Origin of the sequence: Flavobacterium subsaxonicum WB 4.1-42 = DSM 21790 (genome assembly GCF_000422725.1) — a bacterium.
Classification (GTDB): domain Bacteria; phylum Bacteroidota; class Bacteroidia; order Flavobacteriales; family Flavobacteriaceae; genus Flavobacterium; species Flavobacterium subsaxonicum.
On the sequence record NZ_AUGP01000025.1, the window covers coordinates 179,937 to 204,935 of the forward strand.

Annotated in this window: 19 protein-coding genes; 8 read left to right on the forward strand and 11 right to left on the reverse strand. The window is 41.6% G+C overall.

Annotated elements, in window-relative coordinates; translation table 11 throughout:
* Window positions 1–190 precede the first annotated feature (190 nt).
* Complete coding sequence (locus G509_RS0108605; protein WP_026991151.1) at window positions 191–838, reverse strand: queuosine precursor transporter; 648 nt, start codon at window positions 836–838, stop codon at window positions 191–193.
* A gap of 252 nt (window positions 839–1,090) precedes the next feature.
* Between G509_RS0108605 and ald the strand changes: the two genes are divergently transcribed.
* Complete coding sequence (gene ald / locus G509_RS0108610) at window positions 1,091–2,185, forward strand: alanine dehydrogenase (RefSeq protein WP_026991152.1); 1,095 nt, start codon at window positions 1,091–1,093, stop codon at window positions 2,183–2,185.
* A gap of 197 nt (window positions 2,186–2,382) precedes the next feature.
* Complete coding sequence (locus G509_RS0108615; RefSeq protein WP_026991153.1) at window positions 2,383–3,042, forward strand: class I SAM-dependent methyltransferase; 660 nt, start codon at window positions 2,383–2,385, stop codon at window positions 3,040–3,042.
* A gap of 92 nt (window positions 3,043–3,134) precedes the next feature.
* Here G509_RS0108615 and tsf read toward each other — a convergent pair whose 3' ends face one another.
* The 4 genes from tsf to rplM form a co-directional block, all read right to left on the reverse strand.
* The gene (gene tsf / locus G509_RS0108620; protein ID WP_026991154.1) at window positions 3,135–3,959 is read right to left on the reverse strand and encodes a translation elongation factor Ts; all 825 of its coding nucleotides are present in this window, start codon (window positions 3,957–3,959) and stop codon (window positions 3,135–3,137) included.
* Window positions 3,960–4,061: 102 nt separating this feature from the next.
* Entirely contained in the window at window positions 4,062–4,877 is an 816-nt protein-coding gene (gene rpsB / locus G509_RS0108625) for a 30S ribosomal protein S2 (protein ID WP_026991155.1), read from the reverse strand.
* A 189-nt stretch (window positions 4,878–5,066) separates the two neighbouring features.
* Window positions 5,067–5,453 carry a 30S ribosomal protein S9 gene (gene rpsI / locus G509_RS0108630; RefSeq protein ID WP_026991156.1) on the reverse strand — a complete coding sequence of 129 codons (387 nt, stop codon included), beginning with the start codon at window positions 5,451–5,453 and terminating at the stop codon, window positions 5,067–5,069.
* Window position 5,454: 1 nt separating this feature from the next.
* Window positions 5,455–5,910: a 50S ribosomal protein L13 gene (gene rplM / locus G509_RS0108635; protein WP_026991157.1), complete on the reverse strand. Its 456-nt coding sequence runs from the start codon at window positions 5,908–5,910 to the stop codon at window positions 5,455–5,457.
* A 355-nt stretch (window positions 5,911–6,265) separates the two neighbouring features.
* On the opposite strand from rplM, the gene G509_RS0108640 reads away from it, so the two are divergent.
* A complete protein-coding gene (locus tag G509_RS0108640; protein WP_026991158.1) occupies window positions 6,266–7,060 on the forward strand; it encodes an alpha/beta hydrolase in 795 nt (264 codons plus the stop codon).
* A gap of 232 nt (window positions 7,061–7,292) precedes the next feature.
* Here G509_RS0108640 and G509_RS0108645 read toward each other — a convergent pair whose 3' ends face one another.
* The 6 genes from G509_RS0108645 to G509_RS0108670 all read right to left on the reverse strand — a co-directional run bounded on the left by G509_RS0108645 (window position 7,293) and on the right by G509_RS0108670 (window position 17,001).
* Entirely contained in the window at window positions 7,293–7,766 is a 474-nt protein-coding gene (locus G509_RS0108645; RefSeq protein WP_035738753.1) for a hypothetical protein, read from the reverse strand.
* Window positions 7,767–7,857: 91 nt separating this feature from the next.
* Window positions 7,858–8,316 (reverse strand): hypothetical protein, encoded by a 459-nt coding sequence (locus G509_RS0108650; protein WP_026991160.1) that lies wholly within the window; start codon window positions 8,314–8,316, stop codon window positions 7,858–7,860.
* A 139-nt stretch (window positions 8,317–8,455) separates the two neighbouring features.
* Window positions 8,456–11,278: an alpha-amylase family glycosyl hydrolase gene (locus G509_RS0108655; RefSeq protein WP_026991161.1), complete on the reverse strand. Its 2,823-nt coding sequence runs from the start codon at window positions 11,276–11,278 to the stop codon at window positions 8,456–8,458.
* A 52-nt stretch (window positions 11,279–11,330) separates the two neighbouring features.
* Entirely contained in the window at window positions 11,331–12,410 is a 1,080-nt protein-coding gene (locus tag G509_RS0108660) for a SusE domain-containing protein (protein ID WP_081663275.1), read from the reverse strand.
* A gap of 23 nt (window positions 12,411–12,433) precedes the next feature.
* Complete coding sequence (locus G509_RS0108665) at window positions 12,434–14,029, reverse strand: RagB/SusD family nutrient uptake outer membrane protein (RefSeq protein WP_026991163.1); 1,596 nt, start codon at window positions 14,027–14,029, stop codon at window positions 12,434–12,436.
* A gap of 14 nt (window positions 14,030–14,043) precedes the next feature.
* Window positions 14,044–17,001, reverse strand: a complete 2,958-nt coding sequence (locus tag G509_RS0108670) for a SusC/RagA family TonB-linked outer membrane protein (RefSeq protein ID WP_026991164.1) — start codon at window positions 16,999–17,001, stop codon at window positions 14,044–14,046.
* A 215-nt stretch (window positions 17,002–17,216) separates the two neighbouring features.
* Here G509_RS0108670 and G509_RS0108675 point away from each other — a divergent pair, with 215 nt between their 5' ends.
* The 5 genes from G509_RS0108675 to G509_RS0108695 all read left to right on the forward strand — a co-directional run bounded on the left by G509_RS0108675 (window position 17,217) and on the right by G509_RS0108695 (window position 24,988).
* Window positions 17,217–18,239 (forward strand): LacI family DNA-binding transcriptional regulator, encoded by a 1,023-nt coding sequence (locus tag G509_RS0108675; RefSeq protein WP_026991165.1) that lies wholly within the window; start codon window positions 17,217–17,219, stop codon window positions 18,237–18,239.
* A gap of 202 nt (window positions 18,240–18,441) precedes the next feature.
* The gene (locus tag G509_RS0108680; RefSeq protein ID WP_026991166.1) at window positions 18,442–20,031 is read left to right on the forward strand and encodes an MFS transporter; all 1,590 of its coding nucleotides are present in this window, start codon (window positions 18,442–18,444) and stop codon (window positions 20,029–20,031) included.
* The gene (gene pgmB / locus G509_RS0108685; RefSeq protein ID WP_026991167.1) at window positions 20,031–20,684 is read left to right on the forward strand and encodes a beta-phosphoglucomutase; all 654 of its coding nucleotides are present in this window, start codon (window positions 20,031–20,033) and stop codon (window positions 20,682–20,684) included. The genes G509_RS0108680 and pgmB overlap by 1 nt, the downstream gene beginning before the upstream one ends.
* Before the next feature lie 4 nt (window positions 20,685–20,688).
* Window positions 20,689–22,998, forward strand: a complete 2,310-nt coding sequence (locus G509_RS0108690; RefSeq protein WP_026991168.1) for a glycoside hydrolase family 65 protein — start codon at window positions 20,689–20,691, stop codon at window positions 22,996–22,998.
* 154 nt (window positions 22,999–23,152) lie between these two features.
* Complete coding sequence (locus G509_RS0108695; RefSeq protein WP_026991169.1) at window positions 23,153–24,988, forward strand: glycoside hydrolase family 13 protein; 1,836 nt, start codon at window positions 23,153–23,155, stop codon at window positions 24,986–24,988.
* Window positions 24,989–24,999 lie beyond the last annotated feature (11 nt).

The following is a 24,999-nucleotide window of genomic DNA, read 5'->3' on the forward strand; positions in this document are numbered from 1 at the left end:
TTGAGCAGTTTTAGTAAAAGATAAGTACTTCAAATATAACGGTTAGTTTTCAATTAAAATAAATTTTGGCACTAACTTAATTAGGTGCAATTGGTATAAAATGGGGTATAAATGCGATATATATAAAATGCGCAAAAATACCCTACAGGCATAACGCCAAAGGGTGTGTTGCTATTTTATAAAGAGAAGGTTATTTGTTGTGAATGTACTTTTCTATAAGCCCATGCCCCAGGTAGATAAATGGGGTCATAACAATGGCAATGGCCAGTTTAACGCCGTAGCCCACCAGGCCCGATGTTATGTAGGTATGGGTATCCATCTTGCCGGTGGCATAAAAGGCAATGCCCAATACAATAAAAGTATCGAAAAACTGAGAGATAACGGTAGAGCCCGTGCTGCGCAGCCATATCATTTTTGCGCCGGTTTTTTTCTTAAGAAAATGGAAAAGTGTTACGTCTATAATTTGTGATGCTAAAAAAGCCACAATACTGGCCACAATAATCCAGAGGCTTTGTCCAAATACAGCATTATACTGGTTATCGCTTACTAAATCTTTGCCGCTTACGGCAGGAATTTGAAGTGTAACATACAGCAAAACAAAGCAGTAGGTAATAAGCCCGGCGGTAATTAAAGAGAGTTTGTGTACGCCTTTTTGGCCAAAGTATTCGTTAATAAGGTCGGTTGTAATAAACACCACCGGCCAGGGTATAATGCCCACGCTCATTACATACGGCCCTATGTGTATCAGCTTGCCGCCAATAAGTTCGGCCACTACGGCATTGGTTATAAAAATACCGGCGAGTATAACGTATAGCGTGCTTTTACGGGTTTCAAACATGCGGGCAGGTTTAGAGTTTGGGGTTTATGGTTAAGGGTTTATAGTTGGAGGTTTTTTTCGGTGTTGAAATAATCAAAACTCAAAGATAATAAACATTCGGTTTGTCAGGTACAGCCGTTTCGTCAAAATCTATACCTTATCAACACCCCGCACACAGCACTTATTAACTATTGTTTACAAGTTTTTAATTTTACCCTTACTAAATATGGGGTTTCTAATGGTTATATTTGCATAAATTTAAAAACTACTACCATGAATATAGGGGTGCCGAAAGAAATTAAGAATAATGAAAGCCGGGTAGCCCTAACACCCGGTGGGGTTTTTGAACTTGTAAACTATGGCCACCATGTTTATATACAGGAAACAGCCGGTATTGGCAGCGGGTTTTCTGACGAAGATTACCGCGAGGCCGGTGCCGTTATGCTGCCATCGATAGAGGCGGTGTACGCCATGTCGGAGATGATCGTTAAGGTGAAAGAACCCATACCACAGGAGTACCCGCTTATCAAAAGGAACCAGATACTGTTTACCTATTTTCACTTTGCATCGAGCGAAAGCCTGACCCGTGCCATGATTGCCAGTAAGGCGGTTTGCATTGCGTATGAAACCGTACGCGACGACGATGGCTCTTTGCCATTGCTTACGCCTATGAGCGAGGTTGCCGGCCGTATGGCCATACAACAGGGTGCCAAGTATCTCGAAAAGCCTATAAAGGGCAGGGGAGTGCTATTGGGTGGTGTGCCGGGGGTGCCGCCGGGCAGGGTGCTTATATTAGGCGCCGGTGTGGTTGGGGTGCAGGCGGCTAAAATGGCGGCCGGTTTGGGTGCCCATGTTACCGTGCTGGATATCAATATGAAACGCCTTAGGTATATTAACGATATTATGCCGCCCCATGTTATTACCGAATTTAGCAGCGTTTACAATATTAAGCGCCATATCAAAAACCACGACCTTATTATTGGTGCGGTGCTTATTCCGGGGGCTAAGGCGCCGCGGCTTATTACCCGTGCCATGCTTAAAGATATGCGCCCCGGTACCGTGCTGGTAGACGTTGCAGTAGACCAGGGGGGCTGCTTTGAAACCACACGCCCTACAACCCACGAAGACCCTACCTACATTATAAACGATATTGTGCACTACTGCGTGGCTAACATGCCGGGGGCAGTACCGTATACCAGTACGCTTGCGCTTACCAACGTTACTCTGCCATACGTACTTAAACTTGCTAACCTTGGTTGGGAGACCGCCTGTGCCGAATATCCTGAACTGGGTCGCGGACTTAATATTGTTAAAGGCGAAGTTATGGTAGAGGAGATTCGCGATGCTTTTGAGTCGCTTTTGGCTTAACAGTTTAGGGCTTTATTTACAATGTAAATATTTTTTTTTAAATCAGGAAATGCCAAATAAATTGTGTAAACTTGTTTTGTTATCAATTGCCATGTTAATTTTTCATAAATTATCCTTGCTATTGGCAAGATTGCTTAATATTAATTGATAGCAATAGACGTTTAAACACAGGTTATTTACTGATTTAAAAAGATGCAATGAATTATATAGATAAGGCTTCTGATTATTATTCTAATACCCGTACTGACCTTTTAATATTTTTAGACGAAAAGAAAACTAATCTTAAAGTTTTAGAAATTGGCGCCGCTTATGGCGATACCCTTTATTATCTAAAACAAAAAGGCGTAGCTAAGGAGGCTGTTGGAATAGATATTTTTGAAGATAAAAAGAATCCGGGTAAGTATAAGCCCCTTGACAGGTTTATTTTTGGGAATATTGAGTTTATGGATTTTCCGGAATACGAAAATTATTTTGATATCATTCTTCTGCCCGATGTATTAGAGCATCTTGTAGAGCCTAAATTTGTTTTAGAAAAAGCAAAAAAATACCTTAAAGATGATGGTCTTTTATTGGTGAGTATGCCTAACGTAAGGCATTACTCTACTTTTAAAAGGATATTTATAAACGGCGACTTTAAGTATGATGAAAGCGGCCTGTTTGATTATACGCACATGAGGTTTTACTGCAAGTATAATATTGAACAGTTGGTGCTTAATTCGGGCTTTAAAATTCGGGCTGTAAAAAGTGCCATAAGTATTTACGAGGGCAGGTCTATGGCTAAAATTATAAACACAATTACATTTGGCCTTTTCGAAGAATTTTTGTCTTTACAGTATTTTATAAAAGCAAATAAGTAGCATAGCGTTGATTATACTTTAAGTAAATAGCTGAAAATAAAAAACCCCAAACTTTAAAAAGTCTGGGGTTTTATTTTGTGTTTGCAATTTACTTATGCAAGTGCAACCCTTTTAAAACCTGTAACGGTTAAAGAAGAATCAACAGATTTTATGTACTCGCTTACGCTAAGTTTGCTGTCTTTAATATAATCCTGGTTAACAAGGGTGTTATCTTTAAAGAAACGGCCTAATTTACCTTTAGCAATATTATCAAGCATAGCCTCCGGCTTGCCTTCCTGACGAAGTAAGTCTTTAGCAATTTCTATTTCTTTTTCTACAGTAGCAGCATCAACGCCATCTTCGTTAAGTGCTATAGGAGCCATAGCGGCAGCCTGCATAGCAACGTTACGAGAAGCCTCTTCAGCACCGTCTACATTAGCAGATAAAGCTACAAGAGTAGCAATCCTGTTACCTGCGTGGATGTAAGAACCAACAAAAGCACCTTCAAGTCTTTCAAAAGCACCAATCTCAATTTTTTCACCTATAACGCCAGTTTGCTCAATAAGCTTTTCTTCAACGGTAATACCGTTGTAATCAGCAGCAAGAAGCTCTTCTTTAGTTTTGTAGTTAAGTGCAAGGTTAGCAATGTCTGTAGCAAGTTTAACGTAAGATTCGTTTTTAGCAACAAAGTCAGTCTCACAGTTAACAGATATAACAACACCTTCGGTTTTGTCTGCATTAACAACAGCAAGTACCGCACCTTCGCTTGATTCGCGGTCTGCTCTGTTAGCAGCAACTTTCTGACCTTTTTTTCTAAGGTTTTCAATAGCTTTGTCAAAATCGCCTTCAGCTTCAACAAGCGCTTTTTTGCAGTCCATCATACCGGCACCGGTAATGGTTCTTAGTTTATTTACGTCTGCAGCAGTAATATTTGCCATTTCAAATAGTGTTTATAGTTATAAAAAAATAAAGCCGTTAGTGTAGATAATGCCACAAAAGTAAACATCACCCGGCACAACGGCTTTACTGTAATGTTATTTTTACTCTTCAGTAGCAGCAGTTGGAGCTTCTGTTGCAGGAGCTTCAGCAGCTACAGGAGCCGGAGCAGCTTCTACAGCAGCAGTTTCTTCGCCGGCTGGCTGATCCTGAAAGTCATCTTTATCAGATTTCCTGTCAGCAAGGCCATCAATAACGGCACCAGTAACTAAAGATAAAATTTTGTCGATTGATTTAGAAGCATCATCATTTGCAGGGATAACATAATCAACCTGACGTGGGTCAGAGTTGGTATCTACCATTGCGAAAACTGGAATGTTTAATTTTTGTGCTTCTTTTACTGCGATGTGTTCTGCCTTAATATCTACTACGAACAACGCAGCTGGAAGCCTTGTCATATCGGCAATAGAACCTAAGTTTTTCTCAAGCTTTGCACGAAGACGATCTACCTGAAGACGCTCTTTCTTAGAAAGTGTCATAAATGTACCGTCTTTCTTCATTTTATCAATAGAAGCCATTTTTTTAACAGCTTTACGGATAGTAACAAAGTTGGTAAGCATACCACCAGGCCACCTTTCGGTAATGTATGGCATGTTAGCGGCAGCAGCTTTTTCAGCTACGATATCTTTTGCCTGCTTTTTAGTAGCAACAAAAAGAATTTTTCTGCCTGATGCAGCTATTTTTTTAAGGGCTTCGTTAGCCTCTTCTATTTTAGCTGCAGTTTTATACAGGTTGATAATGTGTATACCATTACGCTCCATGTATATGTAAGGGGCCATGTTTGGGTCCCATTTTCTGGTCATGTGTCCAAAATGAACACCAGCTTCCAGTAAGTCTTTAACTTCTACTTTATTTGCCATTTTTGTAATAGTTTACGTTCTGTTGAGTAAGCGCAATAATCAGGTGGCGCGCATTGGCTGGCCCTGACTATTTAGATGCTAAACTAACCCCACGCCTCAGCGGGGCAACAACAACTAGGTTTTTTAAATTCAATAATAAAAATGAACTGTTTGCCGCCCTTCGATAAACTCAGGGCAACAGTCAGCATATTAACGTTTAGAGAACTGGAATCTCTTACGGGCTTTCTTCTGGCCGAATTTCTTACGTTCTACCATACGAGGATCCCTTGTTAACAGGCCTTCTGGTTTAAGGATGCTTCTGTTCTCAGCATCAACTTCGCACATAGCACGGGCAATTGCCATTCTCACAGCTTCTGCCTGGCCAGTAATACCACCTCCGTAAACGTTTACTTTTACATCAAAGTTTTCAACATTGTTAGTCATGCTAAGCGCTTGTCTTACTTTGTACTGTAAAGTAGCCGTTGGGAAGTAAACTTCTAAATCTTTTTTGTTAACCGTGATTTTTCCTGAGCCTTCAGACAGGTAAATACGGGCAACGGCAGTTTTTCTCCTGCCAATTTTGTGGATAGTTGCCATCTTACTTTAGGTCGTTTAAGTTAACGGTTTTAGGAGTCTGTGCACCATGTTTGTGCTCAGTACCTACATATACATTTAAATTACGGAATAGCTCTGCTCCTAATTTGTTTTTAGGAAGCATTCCTTTTACAGCTTTCTCTACCAAGATTGCAGGGTTTTTGGCCTTAACAACTTTAGCAGTTAGAGTGCGCTGTCCTCCTGGGTAACCAGTGTGGCGGATGTACGTTTTCTCATCCAGTTTGTTACCTGTAAGGTTAATCTTTTCTGCGTTGATAACAACTACGTTATCACCACAGTCAACGTGCGGGGTATAATTTGTTTTGTATTTACCTCTTAAAAGCATCGCAACTTTAGAAGCAAAACGGCCCAAATTATGACCTTCAGCATCAACAACAATCCACTCTTTACGAGCAGTAGCTTTGTTAGCCGAAACTGTTTTGTAGCTTAATGTGTTCACAATAAATAATTTTAATTAAACATTCCATCCCCAATAAAGGGGTTGCAAAAGTACAATTATTTATTAGAAATTCAAATATGTAGAAAAATTATTCTTGAGCAAATAATTTTTAACAGGCTGGAACCCCAAAAGTAAGCAAAAATTTAAAGAATAACTGCCTAATACATCATATATTAATTTGCAGAATGCAGCAGGTATTTCTTAGAGTGGGTATGTTATTATGTGCAAAAACGGCTTATAGTTATACTTTTAATTTATAAAGACTAAATTTTATTAATTTGATTTATGCAGTATAGTGCTGTACGTTTGTACTGTAATTATTTATCATCATATTAATAATCAAATTTTTATAATCATGAAAAATCTATTTTTATCTACCCTTGCTTTGCTAAGTGTAACATTTAGCAATGGTCAGGAAACTGCAAAAAACGCTAAGGCGGCCACCGGCAAAACTACGCCGGTTAAAAACATTGTAATTGTACACGGTGCCTTTGCCGATGGTTCTGGCTGGAGGGGTGTACACGACATTTTAGTGGCTAAAGGCTACAATGTAACCATTGTACAAAACCCGCTAACATCTTTAGAAGATGATGTTGCTGCCGTAAACCGTGTATTGCTTAACCAAAACGGACCTGTTATACTGGTGGGCCACTCATGGGGCGGCGCAGTAATTACCCAGGCAGGTACAGATGCAAAAGTTGCCGGCCTTGTTTATGTAGCTGCTTACCAGCCGCAGGCAGGCGAATCTACCTTAGATCTTGCTAAAACCGAAATCCCTGCAGAAGAAAAAGGAATACTGCCTCCGGATGCTAATGGTTTTTTATTTTACAGTAAAGAAAAATTTCATGCCGGTTTTGCAGGAGGGGTTAGTAAAGCCGAGTCTGATTTTTTATACGACTCTCAGGCGCCAATAAGCATTAAAGCATTTATAACACCTTTAACGCAAACTGCCTGGAAAAATAAACCATCGTGGGCTATTATTGCAACACAGGATAAAAGTATAACCCCGGCAATACAATACACTATGGCCAAAAGGGCGGGTTCTGTGGTAACAGAGGTTAAATCGAGCCATATTGTATACATTACCCACCCACAAGAAGTAGCCAATGCAATTATAGCAGCTTCTGTAGGGGCAACACCAGTTAAATAAACAGTAATTATGAAAATTACCCCCGATTATCCCGGGTAGGCCTGCTTTAATAATCCTCCGCACTATAACCAGATTGAAGATGCAGATAAAGGCCTCGGCCATTTTGGTAAAGTGCAGGATGTTTTTATCCGAAGGTTAAAGGATGGTAATGTAATGCAACTTTAAAATTCTTTTAGTAAAAAAAATGGGCTATCTGTTAGATGCCCATTTTTTTATGATTTATAAAGACCGTTTACTCCAGCGGCCTAAGTGTATTACTATAGGTTACAAGAAAAGCCGAATCGCCCTCGTTATTCTTCATAAGGTAGATAAACTTATACTTCTGGGCATTTTTAACGTCTATAACTACCTCTTTTTTGGTACGGGTATCGTACACTTTAGTATCTACACTATTATCTATGCGAATTTTTTCGGCAATGCCCGTTTTAGGATCCGATATTACATAGCCGCTGTACAGCGTTTTTTTAGCATTGCTGGCCACTACTTTTTCGCCAATAAAGTTTTTGGTAAAAATTAAAACCGAATAGCCTTTGCCCGTAGCTTTAAGTTTGCTTAGCAATGCTTTTTTCTCGGCTGCATCGGCACTTTTAAAATCGTCTTTGTACTGTACTTCGGCAACCGGCTTGTCGGCAGCAGTTTTAGTGCTCGCGCTTTTGCACATTACGAATAGAGATGATGCCAGTAGGATAAAAAATAATTTCTTCATGTTATAAATATAAATCTAAGCGTATTGTAAATGATTTTGCCGCCCTGTAAGCATTTTAAAGCTACATGGCGGCAAAAGTATAGGTTAAACATTATTCCAGCGGCCTAAGTGTGTTGCTGTACGTAATAGTGTAAGGTGTATCGCCTTCCAAATTCTTTTTAAGGTAAATAAACTTGTGCTTTTTGGCTTCGGCCTCGTGTATAACTATTTCTTTTTTATTAAAGTTGTCATACACCCTTGTGTTGGCGTTGTTTTCTATACGTGCGGTAGCTGCTACACCCGTTGTTGGGTTAGAGGTTACATAATCGGCATACATACGTTTACCGGCAGTGCTGGCAATTATTTTTTCGCCACCGTAGTTTTCTGTAAATATTAAAACAGAGTAACGCCTGTCGGTAGCTTTCAGCTCTTTAAGCAATGCTTTTTTCTCGTTTGCAGATACGCCCTCAAAATCGTCTTTATGGTGCACATCGGCAACATTGTCTACACTTGCGCTTTTGCACATTGCCAATAAAAAAGCCATAACGGTAACAAGTACTATTTTTTTCATGATGTAGTAATTTTAAGATGTATTTAAATTTACACCAATACCACAAAAAACGCTAAACCTTTATGATATAAATAACAAAGGCCTCCTTTGTTAGGGAGGCCTTTTAAAAAACTAAACTATTTAACTAACTAACTCAAAATTATTCTTTTATAAGTTTTATAGCGCTTTGGCGATTAGCGGCATCGGTAATTTTTACAAGATACATGCCTTGTGGTAAACCGCTAACATCGTAAGCGTAGCCTTGTGTGTTTGCACCATACGCTTTAACCAGCTGGCCTGTAATAGCATAAACTTCTACTTTTTGAGCATCAACGCTTATGCTAAACTGGTTGTTGGCCGGGTTAGGGTATAAGGCAGCTTTTGGGGCAATAAATGCCTCGTTGCCCAGCACTGCCGGCTTGTTTCCAAAAATTCTGAATTCGCCAGGCTGCAATGTAACAGTAGTTGTGGTGCCGCTTATAGTAGTATTATCGTCCATAAGGTTGTACCAGTCGCCTGCGGTAAAGCCGGTGTTAACCGTTTGTGCGCTGGTATTAAAGTTGGCCAGTACAATTACTTTGTTAAGTACATCGGCACTAAGGGCATCGTTCCATACATCTATTCTTGGCGTAAGGGTGTTGGCTGTTGCCACGGTAAATGTGGTGGTATGAAAAACCGGGTTGCTTGTTCTAAGGTTGGTAATCTTGCCCCAAACATCGCGTACCGCTAATCTTTGCGGGTCTGAATTATAGCCTATAACCCCAGGAATTGGTTTTGGGTTGGTACGGCAATCGTTATTATAAGTGCCGTCTTCGCAATAGTTAATACCAAAATCGTAACCCAGTTCTGCAAACTGCCATATCATTTTAGGGCCCGGTACGGTTAGCAGCATAGCGCCAATTGCTTTTTGGCGCTCTAACGCGGTAGCAAGGTTTTTTACACTATACGATCCGTTAACGGCGCCGTAAAGGGCGTTTTTGTACATAAGCCTTTCTTCGTCATGGCTTTCGGCATAGCCTACCACCCTTGGTTTAGAAAAACCTTTAACTTCAAAATCTATGGCGTTAAAACCGGTATTGCTATATCCCATAGAAAACTCGTTAAAGAAATAATTGTAGTTGCCCCATAGCATTATCCCTTTGCCTTCGTCGGCACGGTAATTGGCCCATTCTACCTCTTCGGCACCCGAAGTGTTAGGAGCTGTGCCACCACTGCCAAGGTGCTCGAATATTACGTAAAAATCAGGGTCTATAGACCACTGGTAATCGGCATATTGTTTTAAGATGGCTACCCTATCGGCCTGATACGCTTCTGTACAATCGCCTGGCGATGGGGCACAGTTTTGCGTAAAGCCTTTGGTTAGGTCCCAACGGAAACCATCTATGTTAAACTCGTCCATCCAATGTTCAATCGTCCTTTCGGTATAATACTGCGTTAAAGCCGACTGGTGATTTAAATCGGTGCCCACACTGTACGCGTGTTTAGCCTCTATGTTGCAATACGGGTTTTCGGCTGTTGTAATGCCAAAGCCATCGCCATCGGGGTCGTTAACCCACATACGGGCAAGCGGAGAGCGGCCATATACGTGGTTAAGCGCAAGGTCTAATATAACGGCAATGCCATTTTGGTGGCACAGGTCTATAAAAGCCTTCATGCTGTTGGCGTTACCATACGCTTTATCTAAAGCCATGTGGTAGGCCGTATTGTAACCCCACGATATGTTACCTTCAAACTCCATAACGGGCATTAACTCAATTGCGTTAATGTGCATGGCTTTAAAATAATCTATTTTAGCAGCAAGCCCATCCCAGGTTTGGTTGGTATCGAAATCGCGGATTAAAAGCTCGTAAATAACAAGGTCTTCTTTAGCAGGGCGAACAAAATCGGTAGCCTGCCAATCGTACGCCTGTTGGCCCGTTTGCAGTACCGATACCTCAAACTGCTGCCCTTCCGGGTAAACTGGCATGTTAGGGTAAGTGGTTATGTACGGATCATCATAAGGAGACAGTACAAGTGTAGAGAATGGGTCGGCGGTTTTTACAAGCACCGGAGAGTTGGCAACCGGGGTCTGGTCTACCACCCAATACTGAAAGGTAACCGGCACGCCGCTTGTTAAGCCTGTAAGCTCTAACCAGAATTTGCCTGTAGCAGCATCTTTTTTCATGGCATACGCCGATGATGGCTGCCAGTTGTTAAAGCTGCCAGCAACATATACAAAGTCTTTGCCCGGGGCGTTAAGTACCAGAGTAGCTTTAGTAGCATCGGCATCATTATAAGTAATACCATCTACAGCCCCTGCGGGTAATGCCGCAGTAACTGTATTAGGATTTACAATAACTGTAAAGTTTTTTGTAATTACATTAGTGCCCTGTGTTACTACCAGCTCATAATTTTGATTGGTGGTAATATTTGTCTGAGTGTAGCTGTAGTTTGCTGTTGCTGCGTTGGTGTTAATACTTACACCGTTAGCTTTTAGGTTGTAACTTGCGTTACCATCTGTATTACTGGCACTAATGGTAAAGCTGCTGCCCGACGATAGTATCGTAGTACTGCCTGCTGCCGGAGCAGTAAGGTTAACCTGAAAAGCACCTACATTTAAAAAAGTATCGGTAGTTTGGGGCGAACCCGTATCGCCACGCAGTACCACACATATTTGTGTAATAGTGCTTGTAGTGGGTACACCAAAGTAAGTGTACAAGTTGGGTGTAAGGTCTAATTTATACGTAGTGCCCGATACTAATGTAAGGGCCGGCTGTGTGGTATTGTTACCCCATTCGCCTTGTACATATTGCCATTGCGTGCCATCTACGGTAAGCCCTATGTGGGCATAAATGGTGCCGGTATAAGCCGCAAGCGGAGTGCCGGCTTTATCAAAGTTTAGCGTTACAGCCCCTGTGGCTATTGCCGGAGACGGGCTCGTAGTAATTTGCCCAAAGCTTACTAAGCTTGTAAGTAGAAAAAGTAGTAGCGTAATTTTTTTCATAAAATTTTTATATAAAAAAGGCTGCCCGTTACAGGCAGCCTTTACATAATTTTTACTGAGCTGTAAGAGTGTAAGTATATTCTCTTGGGTTGCTAAGGTCTAATGTAATTTTGTACATACCGGCAGTAGCAACAATGTTGTCTCCGCCAGATTCAAGCACGCCATCGGCACCTGTATCGCCATAGTTAATATCCCATGCATTGTTAGCCCTGAATTTAAATTCGCCGGCAGACAGTTGCATTGTAATTTCCCAAACTTTAGTAGTAGGGTTGTACGTCATATCGGTACTGTTGTTCCAACCGGCATCGCTGCCAGTTGTTGCAAAGCCTACAACGCCCCAGTTTGCAGGAGTAAGGCTGTAAGAAAGTATACCAGAGTCTGTATTAACTTTTACAAGGTAGTAACCAGCAGTAGCGGTAATGTTAGCACCACCTTCGGCTATTGTGCCAGCTGTGCTTCCCATACCATAATTAACGCCATTTTCGTTAGCTACAGTAGAGAATTTAAATCCGTTATCTGCCGATGTAATATCTTCGGCAATGTAAACGTAACCTTCAAAGTTAGTGTCGCCATATTCTACAGCTTTAAGCTGAGGTGCAGTAGCATAATCAAAATTAGCACCGTAGCCGCTTGCAGCCTGGAAACCACCAACCATCCAAAGCCTTGGAGTTTCTGTAGTGTAAGGAGTAACGATCATTTCAACCGGCTCGCTGTATAGTACATTGCTGCCTACGTAAGCTTTTACCCTTACCTCAAAGTTAGCCGTTACAAACGGTGCTGCACCGGTAGCCAATAATGCATTGTTTATTACACCTGCCGAAGCTGCAAATTGTGTTGCGCCTGTGGTAGAGCCAATTACAGCCGGAGTATCAAACTCATCGCCTGCGGCATCTATTTCTATATCGTAGCTAACAATAATGCCTTCTCCAAAATTAGCCGGGGTCCATATAAACCTCTCTGCTAAAACATCCATATTGTCAGGTAATAAAGTATAAGCATTACCTTCTTCGGGGGCAGTTAATACAGGAGCGTCTACGCCTGCTACAACCGGCCTGTCTTCTACATCGTCTGTACTACAAGATACTGCAAACAGTGCAAGCATCGCTATTATTGAGTTTCTAAGTGTCTTCATTTTTTTTAAGATATTGTTTGGTGTTAGTATCCTGGGTTTTGGGTTAAAGTTGGGTTTGCAGATAATGCATTGGCAGGGATAGGGAAAATATTCCTGAAGCTTGGCGTTGGGCTTCCGGCCGGTGTATTGCCTTTAAATGGCCATACATAGGTGCCTCCGGTAAATTTGCCAAATCGCACAAGGTCGGTCCTTCTGTGGCCTTCAAAGTAAAGTTCTCTTGCCCTTTCGTCTAATATAAACTGAAGGTTGATAGAACCTACCGTGCCCGATGCGTTGCCATAAGCCCTTGTTCTAACAAGGTTTACATAGCTTAGGCCCTGTCCTACATTTTGTCCTGTCCTTAAGGCGCACTCTGCATACATTAAGTAGGTGTCTGCAAGCCTGAACATCGGGAAATCAGTATCGGCGTAATCTCCGGCAGAATCAGATCCCGGGTTACCGTTAACATCTATATTCCTAAACTTTTCTACAGCATAGCCCTGTGTAAAATCGCTAATATCTGCAATGGCAAGAGACTGCCCTGCGGTATGGAAATTAGACCTCAAATCGCCAGAGCTGTTACTAAATTTATCTACAAAGGCAGATGTTGTGCGTATACCGCCCCAGCCACCATTAATACCAAATTCTGCCGGAACCATACTTCCACCTACAGGGGCGTGTACTAAAAATGTAGTACCACCATAGGTTTTAGTATTAAGTCCATCAAAAGCTACAGCAAAAATAATCTCGTTTTGAGCGCCATTCCTGTCGTTATCGGCATAGAATAACTGATCGTAACTTGTATTTAAAGTATAACCGCTATTAATAATGTTGGTTAATAGTGGCATAGCATCGGCATAGTGGCTTGTACCAATATATACCTGTGCATTCATGTATAATTTAGAATGAAGCATCCATGCAGCAGCTTTATCTGCACGCGGATATTCGTTAGTCCTTGCATCTTTAAGAAGGCCTTCTACCTCGGTAAGCTCTGTATTTATAAAATCATAAAGCTCCTGTGCAGTAGCCTGCTTAGGTAAAAAGTAGGTAGTAGGGTCGTTCTCGGTTACTATACCAACCCTGCCTCCAAAAAGGTCAAGAAAATGCCAGTAGCTAAGTGCACGTAAAAAACGCGCTTCGGCTCTGTAAGTAGCAATTTCTGTTCTCAGTTCTCCGGATACACCACGGCTGTCTAATTTTTCGTCAGAAGTTTGGCGCAGGTACTCGTTACAGTTTTTTATCTGGAAATCAAGGCGGCTAAATGTTGCATTGATAAACAAATCGCTTGAAGACCACGTTTGGTAATGAAAATCTTTAATAGTATTATCATTCCAGCCAATTACAGCCTCATCTGTAGTTAATTCGTTCATTAACCACATACCCCTTATATACTGGCTGGCGCCTTCGTCTATACCCGATATATCCGGAGAACCCGCAGGCCCATTTTGGCCCGTAGTAGCAAGGCCTGCATACAATTTAGCAAGTGTTTGCTTGTAAGCGGCAGGATCACTATATAATTGGTCTACCGATGGGTTGGCAGCGCTGGAAGGATCGCTTTGGTCCAGATCGTCGGTACAAGAAGTTAGCGAAAGCGATAAGCAAAATATCGCAGCGGCTAATTTTAAGTTTATATTTTTCATTTCAATTTTATTTTTTAGAAGTTTACATTAAGGCCTAACGTATACGTTCTTGGCCTTGGGTAAAGGTTATTATCTACACCACCCGAAATTTCAGGGTCTATACCATCGTAATCTGTTACAATAAATACGTTTTGTACAGCACCTGTAATCCTCATAGTACTGCCTTCAGAAAATACATTTTTAAACGTGTAACCAAGGGTTACGTTGTCCATTCTTAAAAATGATGCATTTTGTACGTAGTAGTCAGACTCGTATCTTGGATTTGCAAAATTGGTATTAAGCACATCTGAATGTACGTTATTTAGGTAATTACCGTTTGTTGGTAATGCTACAGCCTGGTTGCCTATGTTAGAAAACACGTTGTTGTAGTTGTAATTACCCCAGCTGCCCCTAAAACTCATAGATAACCACCAGTTTTTGTAAGACACATCGGTATTAAAGCCATAAAATACATCGGCAGATGGTTTCCTGAAGTGGTATTTGTCTTCAGAGTTTATAATGCCATCATTGTTTCTGTCTACATAAACGCCATCTAACGGTTTGCCGCTGGCATCATAAGCCTGCTCAAATACAAAATAAGAGTTAGGAGCATAGCCTACCTGGTTGTTTTGTACAGATGTACCTGTACCACCGGTAATTGTGCCTACGTTATATCCTGGAAAGCCCGGTGTATCCTGATTGCTAAGTTTAGTAATTTCTGAGTTTTGGAAAGTCATGTTACCACCAACCCTCCACGTAAGGTTGTCTGTTTTTACTGGGTATACATCTACACTTAGCTCTAAACCTTTGTTATCCATATCGCCAATGTTGTAAAATGCACCATTACTAAAGTTAACACCTTGTGGGTTTTGTGCATATACAATAAGGTCGTTAGTTTTACGGGTATAGTATTCTACAGCACCGGTAATACGGTTGTTAAATAAGCCAAAGTCTACACCAAAGTTTAAGGTTTTTGTTTCTTCCCATTTAAGGTCTTCATTATAAGCCAGTGGCCTGAATGTTGTAGAGTAAATTGGGTTGCCGGATGCATCATAACCAATTTGGTACAATGCAGTAGTTGTAGATTGCTGGTACAATGGTACGGCAGGATATCTTACACCTGTATCTTGCTGGCCTGTAATACCCCAACTGGCGCGTAGTTTTAAGTCGTTAACAACTTTGCTGTCTTTTAAAAAATCTTCTTCGTTTATTTTCCATGCAACTGCTGCTGCCGGAAAATAACCCCAACGGTTATCTTCTGTAAAACGAGACGATCCGTCTGTCCTAAAAGAGGCGTTAAGTATGTACTTATCTGCAATTGTAAAGGTTGCCCTTCCAAAAAATGATTGCAGGTTTAAGCGCTCTGCCGTTGAAATATTCTGGTTGGTAATATTGTTTGCATAGCTATAATTAGAACCACCATTTTCGTATCTAAAATCCTGATAGTTATAACCACCTGTAACATCTAAGGTAGATTTTATAGACTCTAAATACTTATTGTAGTTAAAGTACAAATCCATAACTTTATTTTTGTTGGTTTGTGTATTTTCATACGTGCTACCAGCCTCGGCAGGTACTACATAATCCTGGTCTACACCACCATACGTACGGCCAGAAGAATAATCGTAACCAAAGTTAGCAATAAGTTTAAGGTCTTCTAAAGAATGTACTTTGTATTCAAACTGTGCGTTACCAATACTCCTGAAAGAGTTACCAAAATTATGCTTCTGCTCTATTATAGATACCGGGTTTCTACTCGCATTAACATCATATCCATCTCCGGTAGCATTAGTCCACTGAAAGTAGTTGCCCCATGCATTTTCCTGGCGCACCGGCTGTGTAGGGTCAAAAGCTACAGCAGATCCAATAGCACCTTTATCGCTATAATTGTTATGCATCATAGACGATTTACTGTTAACGTCTATTTTAAGGTGATTATCCCAAAAGTTACCGCTAAGGTTAGCACCAATAGTAGTACGCTTAAAGTTATCTTTATCTAAAAGGCCGCTCATATCTGTATATCCCACAGATGTTCTGTACGTAATATTTTCAGAACCTCCAGATAAAGCTATATTGTGGTCTGTACCAAAGGCAGTTCTGTATATTTGTTTTTGCCAGTCGGTATTTGCAGTGCCAAGTAAACCTTTTTGGGTATCGCTACCGTAGGTGTTTACAAAAGTGCGATATTCATCGGCTGTAAGGGCATCTACAGTTTTAACTACTTCGCTAACCTGAAAGTTACCGTTGTAGGTTACCTGCATTTCGCCGCTTTTACCTTTTTTAGTTGTAATTATAATTACACCATTAGAGGCACGGGAACCGTATATTGCTGTAGCAGCGGCATCTTTTAAAACCGTCATGCTGGCAATATCGTTCTGGTTTATAGCAGCAAGGGCATTCCTGCCACCAATTGCGCCACCACCGCCTACCTCTACAGGTACGCCGTCAATAACATATAAAGGATCGCTGTTAGCATTTAAAGATGCCCCGCTCCTTATTCTTACTAAAGACCCGCCGCCCGGCTCTCCACCGCCGTTAGTTACCTGTAAACCGGCAACGCGACCCTGTAGTAGCTGCTCTGCACCTACAATTGGTCCTTTTTGAAACTGCTCTGCAGTAACATTGGTTAGGGCGCCTGTAGCGTCTTTTTTAGTTGTTGTTCCATACCCTATAACTACTACTTCCTGTAATTGTGTGGCATCTTCTTTTAGAGTTACGTCTAAAGAGGCTTGCCCGGTATAGTTTAATACCTGGTTTGCAAAGCCTAAATAGCTAAACTCAATGCTGCTTGGGTTAGCAACATTTGTAAGTGTATACTTACCATCCAAATCGGTCGCGGTGCCGTTTTGTGTGCCCTGCACAATTACATTAACCCCGGGAATGGGTTCCCCGGTTGTATTATCACGAACGGTTCCTGTTAATGTGCTCTGAGCGAGTACACTTACCGGAAGCATAAGTAATAAAAGTAGTAACTTTTGATACATAGTTTTCATACAAGTTGTTTAGGTTAAAATTTGGGTTTTAATGCTTATAAATTCACTTCAGAGATTAAAATTATCTAAAAAGAGTATACAAAAAAACGTTTTCGTGAAATGAGGGTAACGCAAACGTTGTCGTGTTGAAAACTTTTAAGTTTATGGCTCTTAAAACAGAAATATTCGAAATTTTATTTACCTTTATTTGTAATTCAATAATTTTCTATCCCAAAATGAAAAGAAAGGTCACTTTAAAGCAAATTGCCAGAGAACTGGACGTGTCTATATCTACAGTTTCTAAGTCATTGAGAAACAGCCCGGAGATAAGCGAAGACACTAAACTAAAGGTACAGGCTTTTGCGAAATTATACAACTACAGGCCCAACAATATTGCCCTGAGCCTTAAGAATAAAAAAACCAAAACAATTGGTATAATCATACCCGAAATTGTACACCATTTTTTTGCCACCGTTATTAGCGGAATAGAGCAGGTAGCTAACGAAAATGGCTACAACGTAATTGTGTGCCTTAGCAACGAAAGTTTTGATAAAGAGGTAATAAATATGGAGATGCTGGCCACCGGCAGTACCGATGGTTTTATTATGTCGCTGTCTAAAGAAACCCAGCAAAAAAAGGATTTCCATCATATAGAAGAGGTTATAAACCAGGGTATGCCCGTTGTAATGTTTGACCGTATTACTAACGATGTGCTTTGCGATAAGGTTATTATAGACGACCAGCGCGCTGCCTACGAGGCGGTTGACTTTTTAATTGCCAAACAGTTTAAAAACGTGGCACTGGTTACCACGGTAGACTATGTTAGCGTGGGCAAGCTGCGTACCGATGGCTATGTTAATGCCCTGCGCGACCACGACCTGCCTGTAGAGGACGATATGATAGTTAAAATTGAAGATATAGAGAATTGTGCCTCTAAAATTGAGAAGCTGCTATTAGAAAAGAAACCTGACGCTATTTTTGCCGTAAACGAGCTTTTTGCGGTTACCAGTATTAAGCTGGCTACCAAAATGGGCATCCGTGTGCCGGAAGATCTGTCTGTAATTGGGTTTACCGATGGCATTATATCGCAATTTTCGAGCCCGAGCATAACCACTGTTAGCCAGAATGGTATAAAAATGGGTGGCCGTGCCGCACAAATGCTTATCGACAGGCTGGAACTGGAAGAAGAAAACGAACAATACACTACAGAACTTATAGAAACACATTTGGTAGAACGCGAATCTACGTCAACGTTGTAGTTTGCTGTAAACTATTAGTTACCATAACGTTAAAAATGATATTCCGGCCTCAGTGCCGGAATTTTTTTATCCTAAAAAGTTTTTCACATCAAAAAATAAGTATATTTGCCTTAACTATCAAAGCTTATAATTTCACTTCAACCAATTATAGTTTTGATAAGCCATACGCGCTTATCGTTTTAATAATCATTAAATTACGATAATGGAAAAGCGTAAATTAGGTTTCTGGGAAATCTGGAACATGAGTTTCGGTTTCTTAGGGATACAAATGGGCTTTGCACTCCAAAATGCCAACGTTAGCAGGATTTTTCAAACGTTGGGCGCCGAGATAGATGATATTCCGGCACTTTGGGTAGCAGCCCCGCTCACCGGGTTAATTGTACAACCCATCATCGGTTACTTTAGCGACAGGACATGGACCAGGCTGGGCCGCAGGAAACCCTACTTTCTTGCAGGTGCCTTATTGGCATCAGTCGCGCTTTTCATTATGCCAAACTCTCCGGTACTGTGGTTTGCGGCCGGTATTTTATGGATGCTCGATGCCTCTATAAACATAACTATGGAGCCCTTTAGGGCTTTTGTAGGCGATGTACTGTCCGAAAAACAACGTACCACCGGTTTTGCCATGCAAAGCTTTTTTATAGGCCTTGGTGCCTATGTGGCAAGCAAGCTGCCCAACATACTTACGTATTACAATGTAAGTAATGTGGCCCCGGCAGGGCAAATACCGGACTCAGTTAAATATTCTTTTTACATTGGTGGTGCTGCTTTTATCATATCGGTACTGGTAACCATTTTTACAACCAAAGAATACAGCCCGGCAGAACTGGAAGCTTTTGAAAAGGCTGAAGCCGATGAATACCATACAGAAGAACGCCCCGCATCTTGGTTTACCGCAAACGGCAAGCGCCATTTGCTAATAGGTTTGCTAACTCTCGCCCTCGGTTTACTGTTTTCGTACTTTGTATATGCTTACGATCTTAAAAAAGATCTTTACGTACTATCGCTTGGCCTTATTGGGCTTGGTGGTGCAGCACTTATTATATCGGGACTTTTTCAAAAAGCAGGCAATTACCACAATGGTTTTGTAACCATTATGAACGATTTCCAGTTTATGCCAACGGTAATGAAACAACTTGCCATAGTGCAGTTTTTTACGTGGTTCGCGCTTTTTTCTATGTGGATTTACACTACCGGTGCCGTTACCGAACATATTTTTAAAACCACCGATACTACATCTGTAGCCTACAATACAGGGGCCAATGTAGTTAACGAAATGTTTGCCAACTACAATCTTGTTGGCGCCATTGCAGCCTTTTTACTGCCGCTTATAGCAAAAAGAACAAGCCGCAAGTTTACCCACTTTTTAGCACTTACCGCAGGTGGGCTCGGGCTGGCATCCATTTACTTTTTAGGAAATGCCGGTACGTTTAACGATGTTATCTTTAGGATAGGGTCGGCCGACTCGTATTTTAACTTCACGTTTTACATGTACGACATTTCTATGCTGGGTGTGGGCATAGCCTGGGCCAGTATACTTTCCATTCCGTTTGCCATGCTCTCGGGCGCATTGCCTGCCTCAAAAATGGGATATTACATGGGGGTGTTTAACTTTTTTGTGGTAATACCGCAATTGCTGGCAGCCTCAATACTAGGCTTCCTGGTTTCTTTCTTCTTTCATAACGAACCCATATATGCCCTTTTAATAGGTGGCGTGTCTATGGTGGTGGCCGGCTTTATGGCCCTAATGGTTAACGATAAAGCAAACATCAACATCAATCAATCAAAATAATGAGTCAGAGAGCATTTATATTCGACCTCGATGGGGTAATTGTAGATACTGCAAAATACCACTACCTGGCCTGGCAAAAAATAGCCGGCAGGTTAGGTATCGATTTTACGCATGAACATAACGAACTGCTAAAAGGCGTTAGCCGCATACGATCGTTAGATATTATACTGGGGCTTGGCAACGTAGAAGCATCTCAGGAAGATAAAGACAAATGGCTGGTAGAAAAGAACGAAGATTATCTTAACTACATAGTAAACATGAAAGCCGATGAAATTTTAGTGGGCGTAGTGCCGGTGCTGGAATTTTTAAGGCAAAACAATCAGCCAATAGCATTAGGATCGGCAAGTAAAAATGCCAGGCCAATTTTAGAAAAAGTAGGCATACTGCACTTTTTTGATGCTATTGTAGACGGTAACGATGTTACCAACGCCAAACCGGACCCCGAAGTATTTTTAAAAGCAGCACAACTGGTAGGTATGCCTGCCGAAGGCGCTGTAGTATTCGAAGATTCGGTTGCAGGCATACAGGCCGCTAACATTGCGGGTATGGTAAGCATAGGCATTGGAGACAAGGCTATACTTAACGAAGCCCAACACAACGTTAACGACTTTACAGAAATTAGTACTGATTTTTTACAAACTTTAGTTAATTAATACAATGAACCAGGATTATATAGTACCGGATAATTGGAGTATAATAGAAGAAGGATTTGATGCCGAGAGGGTAAAATCGTCCGAGAGCCTGTTCAGCATAGGTAACGGTGCCATGGGGCAGCGTGCCAATTTTGAGGAAAGCTACTCTGGCCATACCTTTCAGGGCAGTTACATAGCGGGTATTTATTACCCCGACAAAACAAAGGTGGGCTGGTGGAAAAACGGCTACCCGGAGTATTTTGCAAAAGTATTAAACGCACCCAGCTGGATTGGGATAGATATAGAAATTAACGGCGAAAGCCTGGACCTTGCCAAATGCAGCGAGGTAGTAAACTTTAGGCGCGAGCTTAACATGAAAGAAGGCTGGTACAATCGCTCTTTTGAAGCTGTACTGCCAAGTGGTGCCGAAATTAAGGTTAACGTAACAAGATTTTTGTCTGTTAACAATGATGAGCTTGGCGTTATTAAATATGAGGTTACCCCAATAAACCGCGCAGCACAAATTACCTACAAACCGTATGTAGATGCAGGCGTTAAAAACATGGATGCCAACTGGGAAGAAACCTTTTGGGAACCGTTAGACGTTAAGCACAATGCTAACGAAGGCTTTGTAACAGCACGCACTTTTAAAACGCATTTTAATGCGGCTACCTACATGCATAACAGCATTTTGCTGAATGGTAACGATTTGCAGGTGCTACCCACCAATGTAGAAACATCTAAAGATAAAGTACAGTTTAGCTACACGGTAGAGGCTAATATGGGCGAAACCGCTGCCATTGTTAAGTTTGGGGGCTACACAGTATCGCTTAACCATGATAACGAAGCGCTTATAGATGCGGCTAAAAATGTAATCACTTCGGCGAAAGCCAAAGGATATGATGCTTTGTTAGAAGAGCAAAAACAGGCATGGGCATCTATTTGGGAAATGGCCGATATTACCATAGAGGGCGATGTAAAAGCGCAGCAGGGTATCCGTTTTAATATTTTCCAGTTAAACCAAACGTACTTGGGTAAAGACCCAAGGCTAAACATAGGCCCTAAAGGCTTTACCGGAGAAAAATACGGCGGCAGTACCTATTGGGATACCGAGGCGTATTGCATTCCGTTTTACATGGCTACCAAAGACCAGCAGGTGGCGCGTAACCTGTTAACGTACCGCCACAACCAATTGGGCAAGGCAATAGAAAATGCTGCCAAACTGGGCTTTAATAATGGTGCGGCACTGTACCCAATGGTTACCATGAACGGCGAAGAGTGCCATAACGAGTGGGAAATTACGTTTGAAGAAATTCACCGTAACGGGGCTATTGCCTTTGCTGTTTACAATTACTACCGCTTTACAGGAGATTACAGCTACATTCCTGAAAAAGGACTGGAAGTACTTATTGGTATTGCCCGTTTCTGGCACCAGAGGGCTACGTTCTCGTCGGCTAAAAACAAGTACATGATTCTTGGTGTAACCGGCCCTAACGAATACGAAAATAACGTAAACAATAACTTTTATACTAACTACATTGCTAAGTGGTGTATCGATTATACGGTAGACCAGATTACTAAGGTTAAAGACGAATATGCAGCCGATTTCGACCGTATTATGGCATTGGCTAACTTAAATGCTGATGAGATAAGGCAATGGAAGAAAGTAGCTGATGATATGTATTTTCCGTTCTCAGAAGAGCATGGGGTATACCTTCAGCAAGACGGCTTTTTAGATAAAGAGTTAGTGCCGGTAAGCCAGTTAGACCGTTCGCAGCGCCCTATTAACCAAAAATGGAGCTGGGACAGGATACTGCGTTCGCCGTACATTAAACAGGCCGATGTATTACAGGGCTTCTACTTTTTTGAAGACCATTTTACCAAAGACCAGCTTGAAAAGCACTTTGAATTTTACGAGCCGTTAACGGTGCATGAGTCGAGCTTATCGCCATGCGTACACTCTATACAGGCAGCAGGCCTGGGCAGGATGGAGCAGGCATATACGTTCTACTTACGTACATCGCGCCTTGACCTTGATGATTACAATAAAGAAGTGGAAGAAGGCCTGCACATTACCAGTATGGCCGGTACCTGGATGAGTATTGTAGAAGGTTTTGGCGGCATGCGCGTTAAAAATGATACGCTGCACTTTGAACCAAGAATACCGGAACAGTGGAAAGGCTACTCGTTTAACATCAACTTCCGCAACCAGGTACTAAAAGTATCGGTTTATCCGGGCGAAACCCGTTTTACGCTGGAAGGCGATAGAGAGCTTACCGTTGTAGTAAACGGAAAAGAAGTTGCCGTACAGCCTAATACGCTGGTAACGGTTTAATTAATTTGATAACCTGCAAGGTCTTTAAGGCCTTGCAGGTTTAATAAAAATATATACTTACAAGGTTTTTAAAACCTTGCAGGAGCATAAACTGCATTGCTCTCGCTCCCCTCTCTTTTGGAGAGGGGCTGGGGGTGAGGCCAAAACAACAACAATGAAAAAATTACTTTACATACTGCTTTTTAGCTGCAGTTTTACTTTTGCCCAGGCAGACAGGGTAGAGCCGCCGTTTTGGTACGCCGGCATGCACAACCCCGAACTTCAAATACTGTTTTATGGCAAAAACATAGCGCAGTACACCACCACTGTTTCTAATAACGTGGTTATAAAAAATGTAGTAAAGACAGAAAATCCCAACTACGTTTTTGTAACTATAGATACTAAAAATGTGCCGGCATCAGAACTTACGTTTTCATTTAAAAATAAAAACAAGGTTGCCTTTACACAAAAATATTCGCTTAAAGCAAGAAAAGCCAATTCGGCGCAGCGCGCAAGCTACGATTCGTCTGATATGATGTACCTTATCATGCCTGATCGTTTTGCGAACGGCAATCCTGCTAACGATTCAGAAAAATCAACTACAGAAAAGGTAAAAAGAGATAACCCCAATGGCCGCCACGGTGGCGATATAGAGGGTATCATAAAAAACCTTGATTATATAAAAGAGCTTGGTGCTACCGCAGTTTGGGTTACACCCCTTTGCGAAGATAACGATGCCCGCGGATCGTACCACGGTTACGGTCAGAGCGATGTATACAAAATAGACCCGCGCTACGGCACTAACGAAGATTACCTGCGCCTTTCGGCAGAAGTAAAAAAGAAGGGCATGAAGCTGGTGTTAGACTACGTTACCAACCACTGGGGCGCAGAGCACTGGATGTATAAAGATTTACCAACATACGACTGGGTACACCAGTTTCCCGGCTACTCGCAGTCCAACTACCGCATGGCCACACAGTTTGATAGCAATGCTTCGGCTGTAGATAAAAGGCAGTGTGTAGACGGTTGGTTTGTGCCTTCAATGCCCGATCTTAACCAGAGCAATCCATTAGTATTAAACTACCTTACGCAAAATGCAATATGGTGGATAGAGTATGCTGAATTAGATGGTTTCCGTGTAGATACGTATTCGTATAACGATAAAGAAGGCATTTCTAAATGGACAAAAGCCATTACCGATGAATACCCTTATTTTAATATAGCAGGTGAAGTCTGGATGAACGACCAGGCGCAAATGGCCTACTGGCAAAAAGACAGCAAGATAGGTGCTATACAAAGCTATAACTCGCACTTGCCTACCGTTATGGATTTTACTGGTATGGATGCCCTTGCAGGTGCCTTTAACGAAGATGATGCAGGCTGGGATAAAGGTATGTTCAGGATGTACAACAACTACGTAAACGACTTTTTGTACCCTAATGTAAACAACCTGCTTATTTTTGCCGAAAACCACGATACCGGCCGCTTTAACGAGATCTATAAGAACGATTTTAAAAAATACCAGATGGCTATGGCGCTTTTAGCCACGGTAAGGGGTATTCCGCAATTGTATTATGGCAGCGAAATTGGCATGGCCGGCGATAAAGGCAAAGGCGATGGAGATATCCGTCATGATTTTCCCGGCGGCTGGGCTGGCGATGCCAACAATGCCTTTACAAAAGCAGGGCGCAATGCCCAACAGCAGCAGTACTTTGATTTCACTTCCAAACTTTTTACCTGGAGAAAAAACAAAGAGGTTATCCACACCGGTAAAACTACACAATACCTGCCCGATAATAATGTGTACGTATACTTTAGGCATAACGATAAGGAAACCGTTATGGTTGCCATAAACAACAGTGCCGAAGCCAAAACATTTAAAACCGCCCGTTTTACCGAGAGCATCAAAACTCATAAAAGTGGTAAAGATGTGCTTACCGGCAAAACGGTAGATGTTAGTGCAGAGGTTACTATGGAGCCAAAATCGGTATTGGTGCTCGAACTAAATTAATTTGCTACAAC

What these genes read in the sequence shown, in the direction of transcription:
- G509_RS0108605 (WP_026991151.1), bottom strand. Translation starts at nt 838, where the DNA reads ATGTTTGAAACCCGTAAAAGCACGCTATACGTTATACTCGCCGGTATT.
- ald (WP_026991152.1), top strand. Translation starts at nt 1,091, where the DNA reads ATGAATATAGGGGTGCCGAAAGAAATTAAGAATAATGAAAGCCGGGTA.
- G509_RS0108615 (WP_026991153.1), top strand. Translation starts at nt 2,383, where the DNA reads ATGAATTATATAGATAAGGCTTCTGATTATTATTCTAATACCCGTACT.
- tsf (WP_026991154.1), bottom strand. Translation starts at nt 3,959, where the DNA reads ATGGCAAATATTACTGCTGCAGACGTAAATAAACTAAGAACCATTACC.
- rpsB (WP_026991155.1), bottom strand. Translation starts at nt 4,877, where the DNA reads ATGGCAAATAAAGTAGAAGTTAAAGACTTACTGGAAGCTGGTGTTCAT.
- rpsI (WP_026991156.1), bottom strand. Translation starts at nt 5,453, where the DNA reads ATGGCAACTATCCACAAAATTGGCAGGAGAAAAACTGCCGTTGCCCGT.
- G509_RS0108640 (WP_026991158.1), top strand. Translation starts at nt 6,266, where the DNA reads ATGAAAAATCTATTTTTATCTACCCTTGCTTTGCTAAGTGTAACATTT.
- G509_RS0108645 (WP_035738753.1), bottom strand. Translation starts at nt 7,766, where the DNA reads ATGAAGAAATTATTTTTTATCCTACTGGCATCATCTCTATTCGTAATG.
- G509_RS0108650 (WP_026991160.1), bottom strand. Translation starts at nt 8,316, where the DNA reads ATGAAAAAAATAGTACTTGTTACCGTTATGGCTTTTTTATTGGCAATG.
- G509_RS0108655 (WP_026991161.1), bottom strand. Translation starts at nt 11,278, where the DNA reads ATGAAAAAAATTACGCTACTACTTTTTCTACTTACAAGCTTAGTAAGC.
- G509_RS0108660 (WP_081663275.1), bottom strand. Translation starts at nt 12,410, where the DNA reads ATGAAGACACTTAGAAACTCAATAATAGCGATGCTTGCACTGTTTGCA.
- G509_RS0108665 (WP_026991163.1), bottom strand. Translation starts at nt 14,029, where the DNA reads ATGAAAAATATAAACTTAAAATTAGCCGCTGCGATATTTTGCTTATCG.
- G509_RS0108670 (WP_026991164.1), bottom strand. Translation starts at nt 17,001, where the DNA reads ATGAAAACTATGTATCAAAAGTTACTACTTTTATTACTTATGCTTCCG.
- G509_RS0108675 (WP_026991165.1), top strand. Translation starts at nt 17,217, where the DNA reads ATGAAAAGAAAGGTCACTTTAAAGCAAATTGCCAGAGAACTGGACGTG.
- G509_RS0108680 (WP_026991166.1), top strand. Translation starts at nt 18,442, where the DNA reads ATGGAAAAGCGTAAATTAGGTTTCTGGGAAATCTGGAACATGAGTTTC.
- pgmB (WP_026991167.1), top strand. Translation starts at nt 20,031, where the DNA reads ATGAGTCAGAGAGCATTTATATTCGACCTCGATGGGGTAATTGTAGAT.
- G509_RS0108690 (WP_026991168.1), top strand. Translation starts at nt 20,689, where the DNA reads ATGAACCAGGATTATATAGTACCGGATAATTGGAGTATAATAGAAGAA.
- G509_RS0108695 (WP_026991169.1), top strand. Translation starts at nt 23,153, where the DNA reads ATGAAAAAATTACTTTACATACTGCTTTTTAGCTGCAGTTTTACTTTT.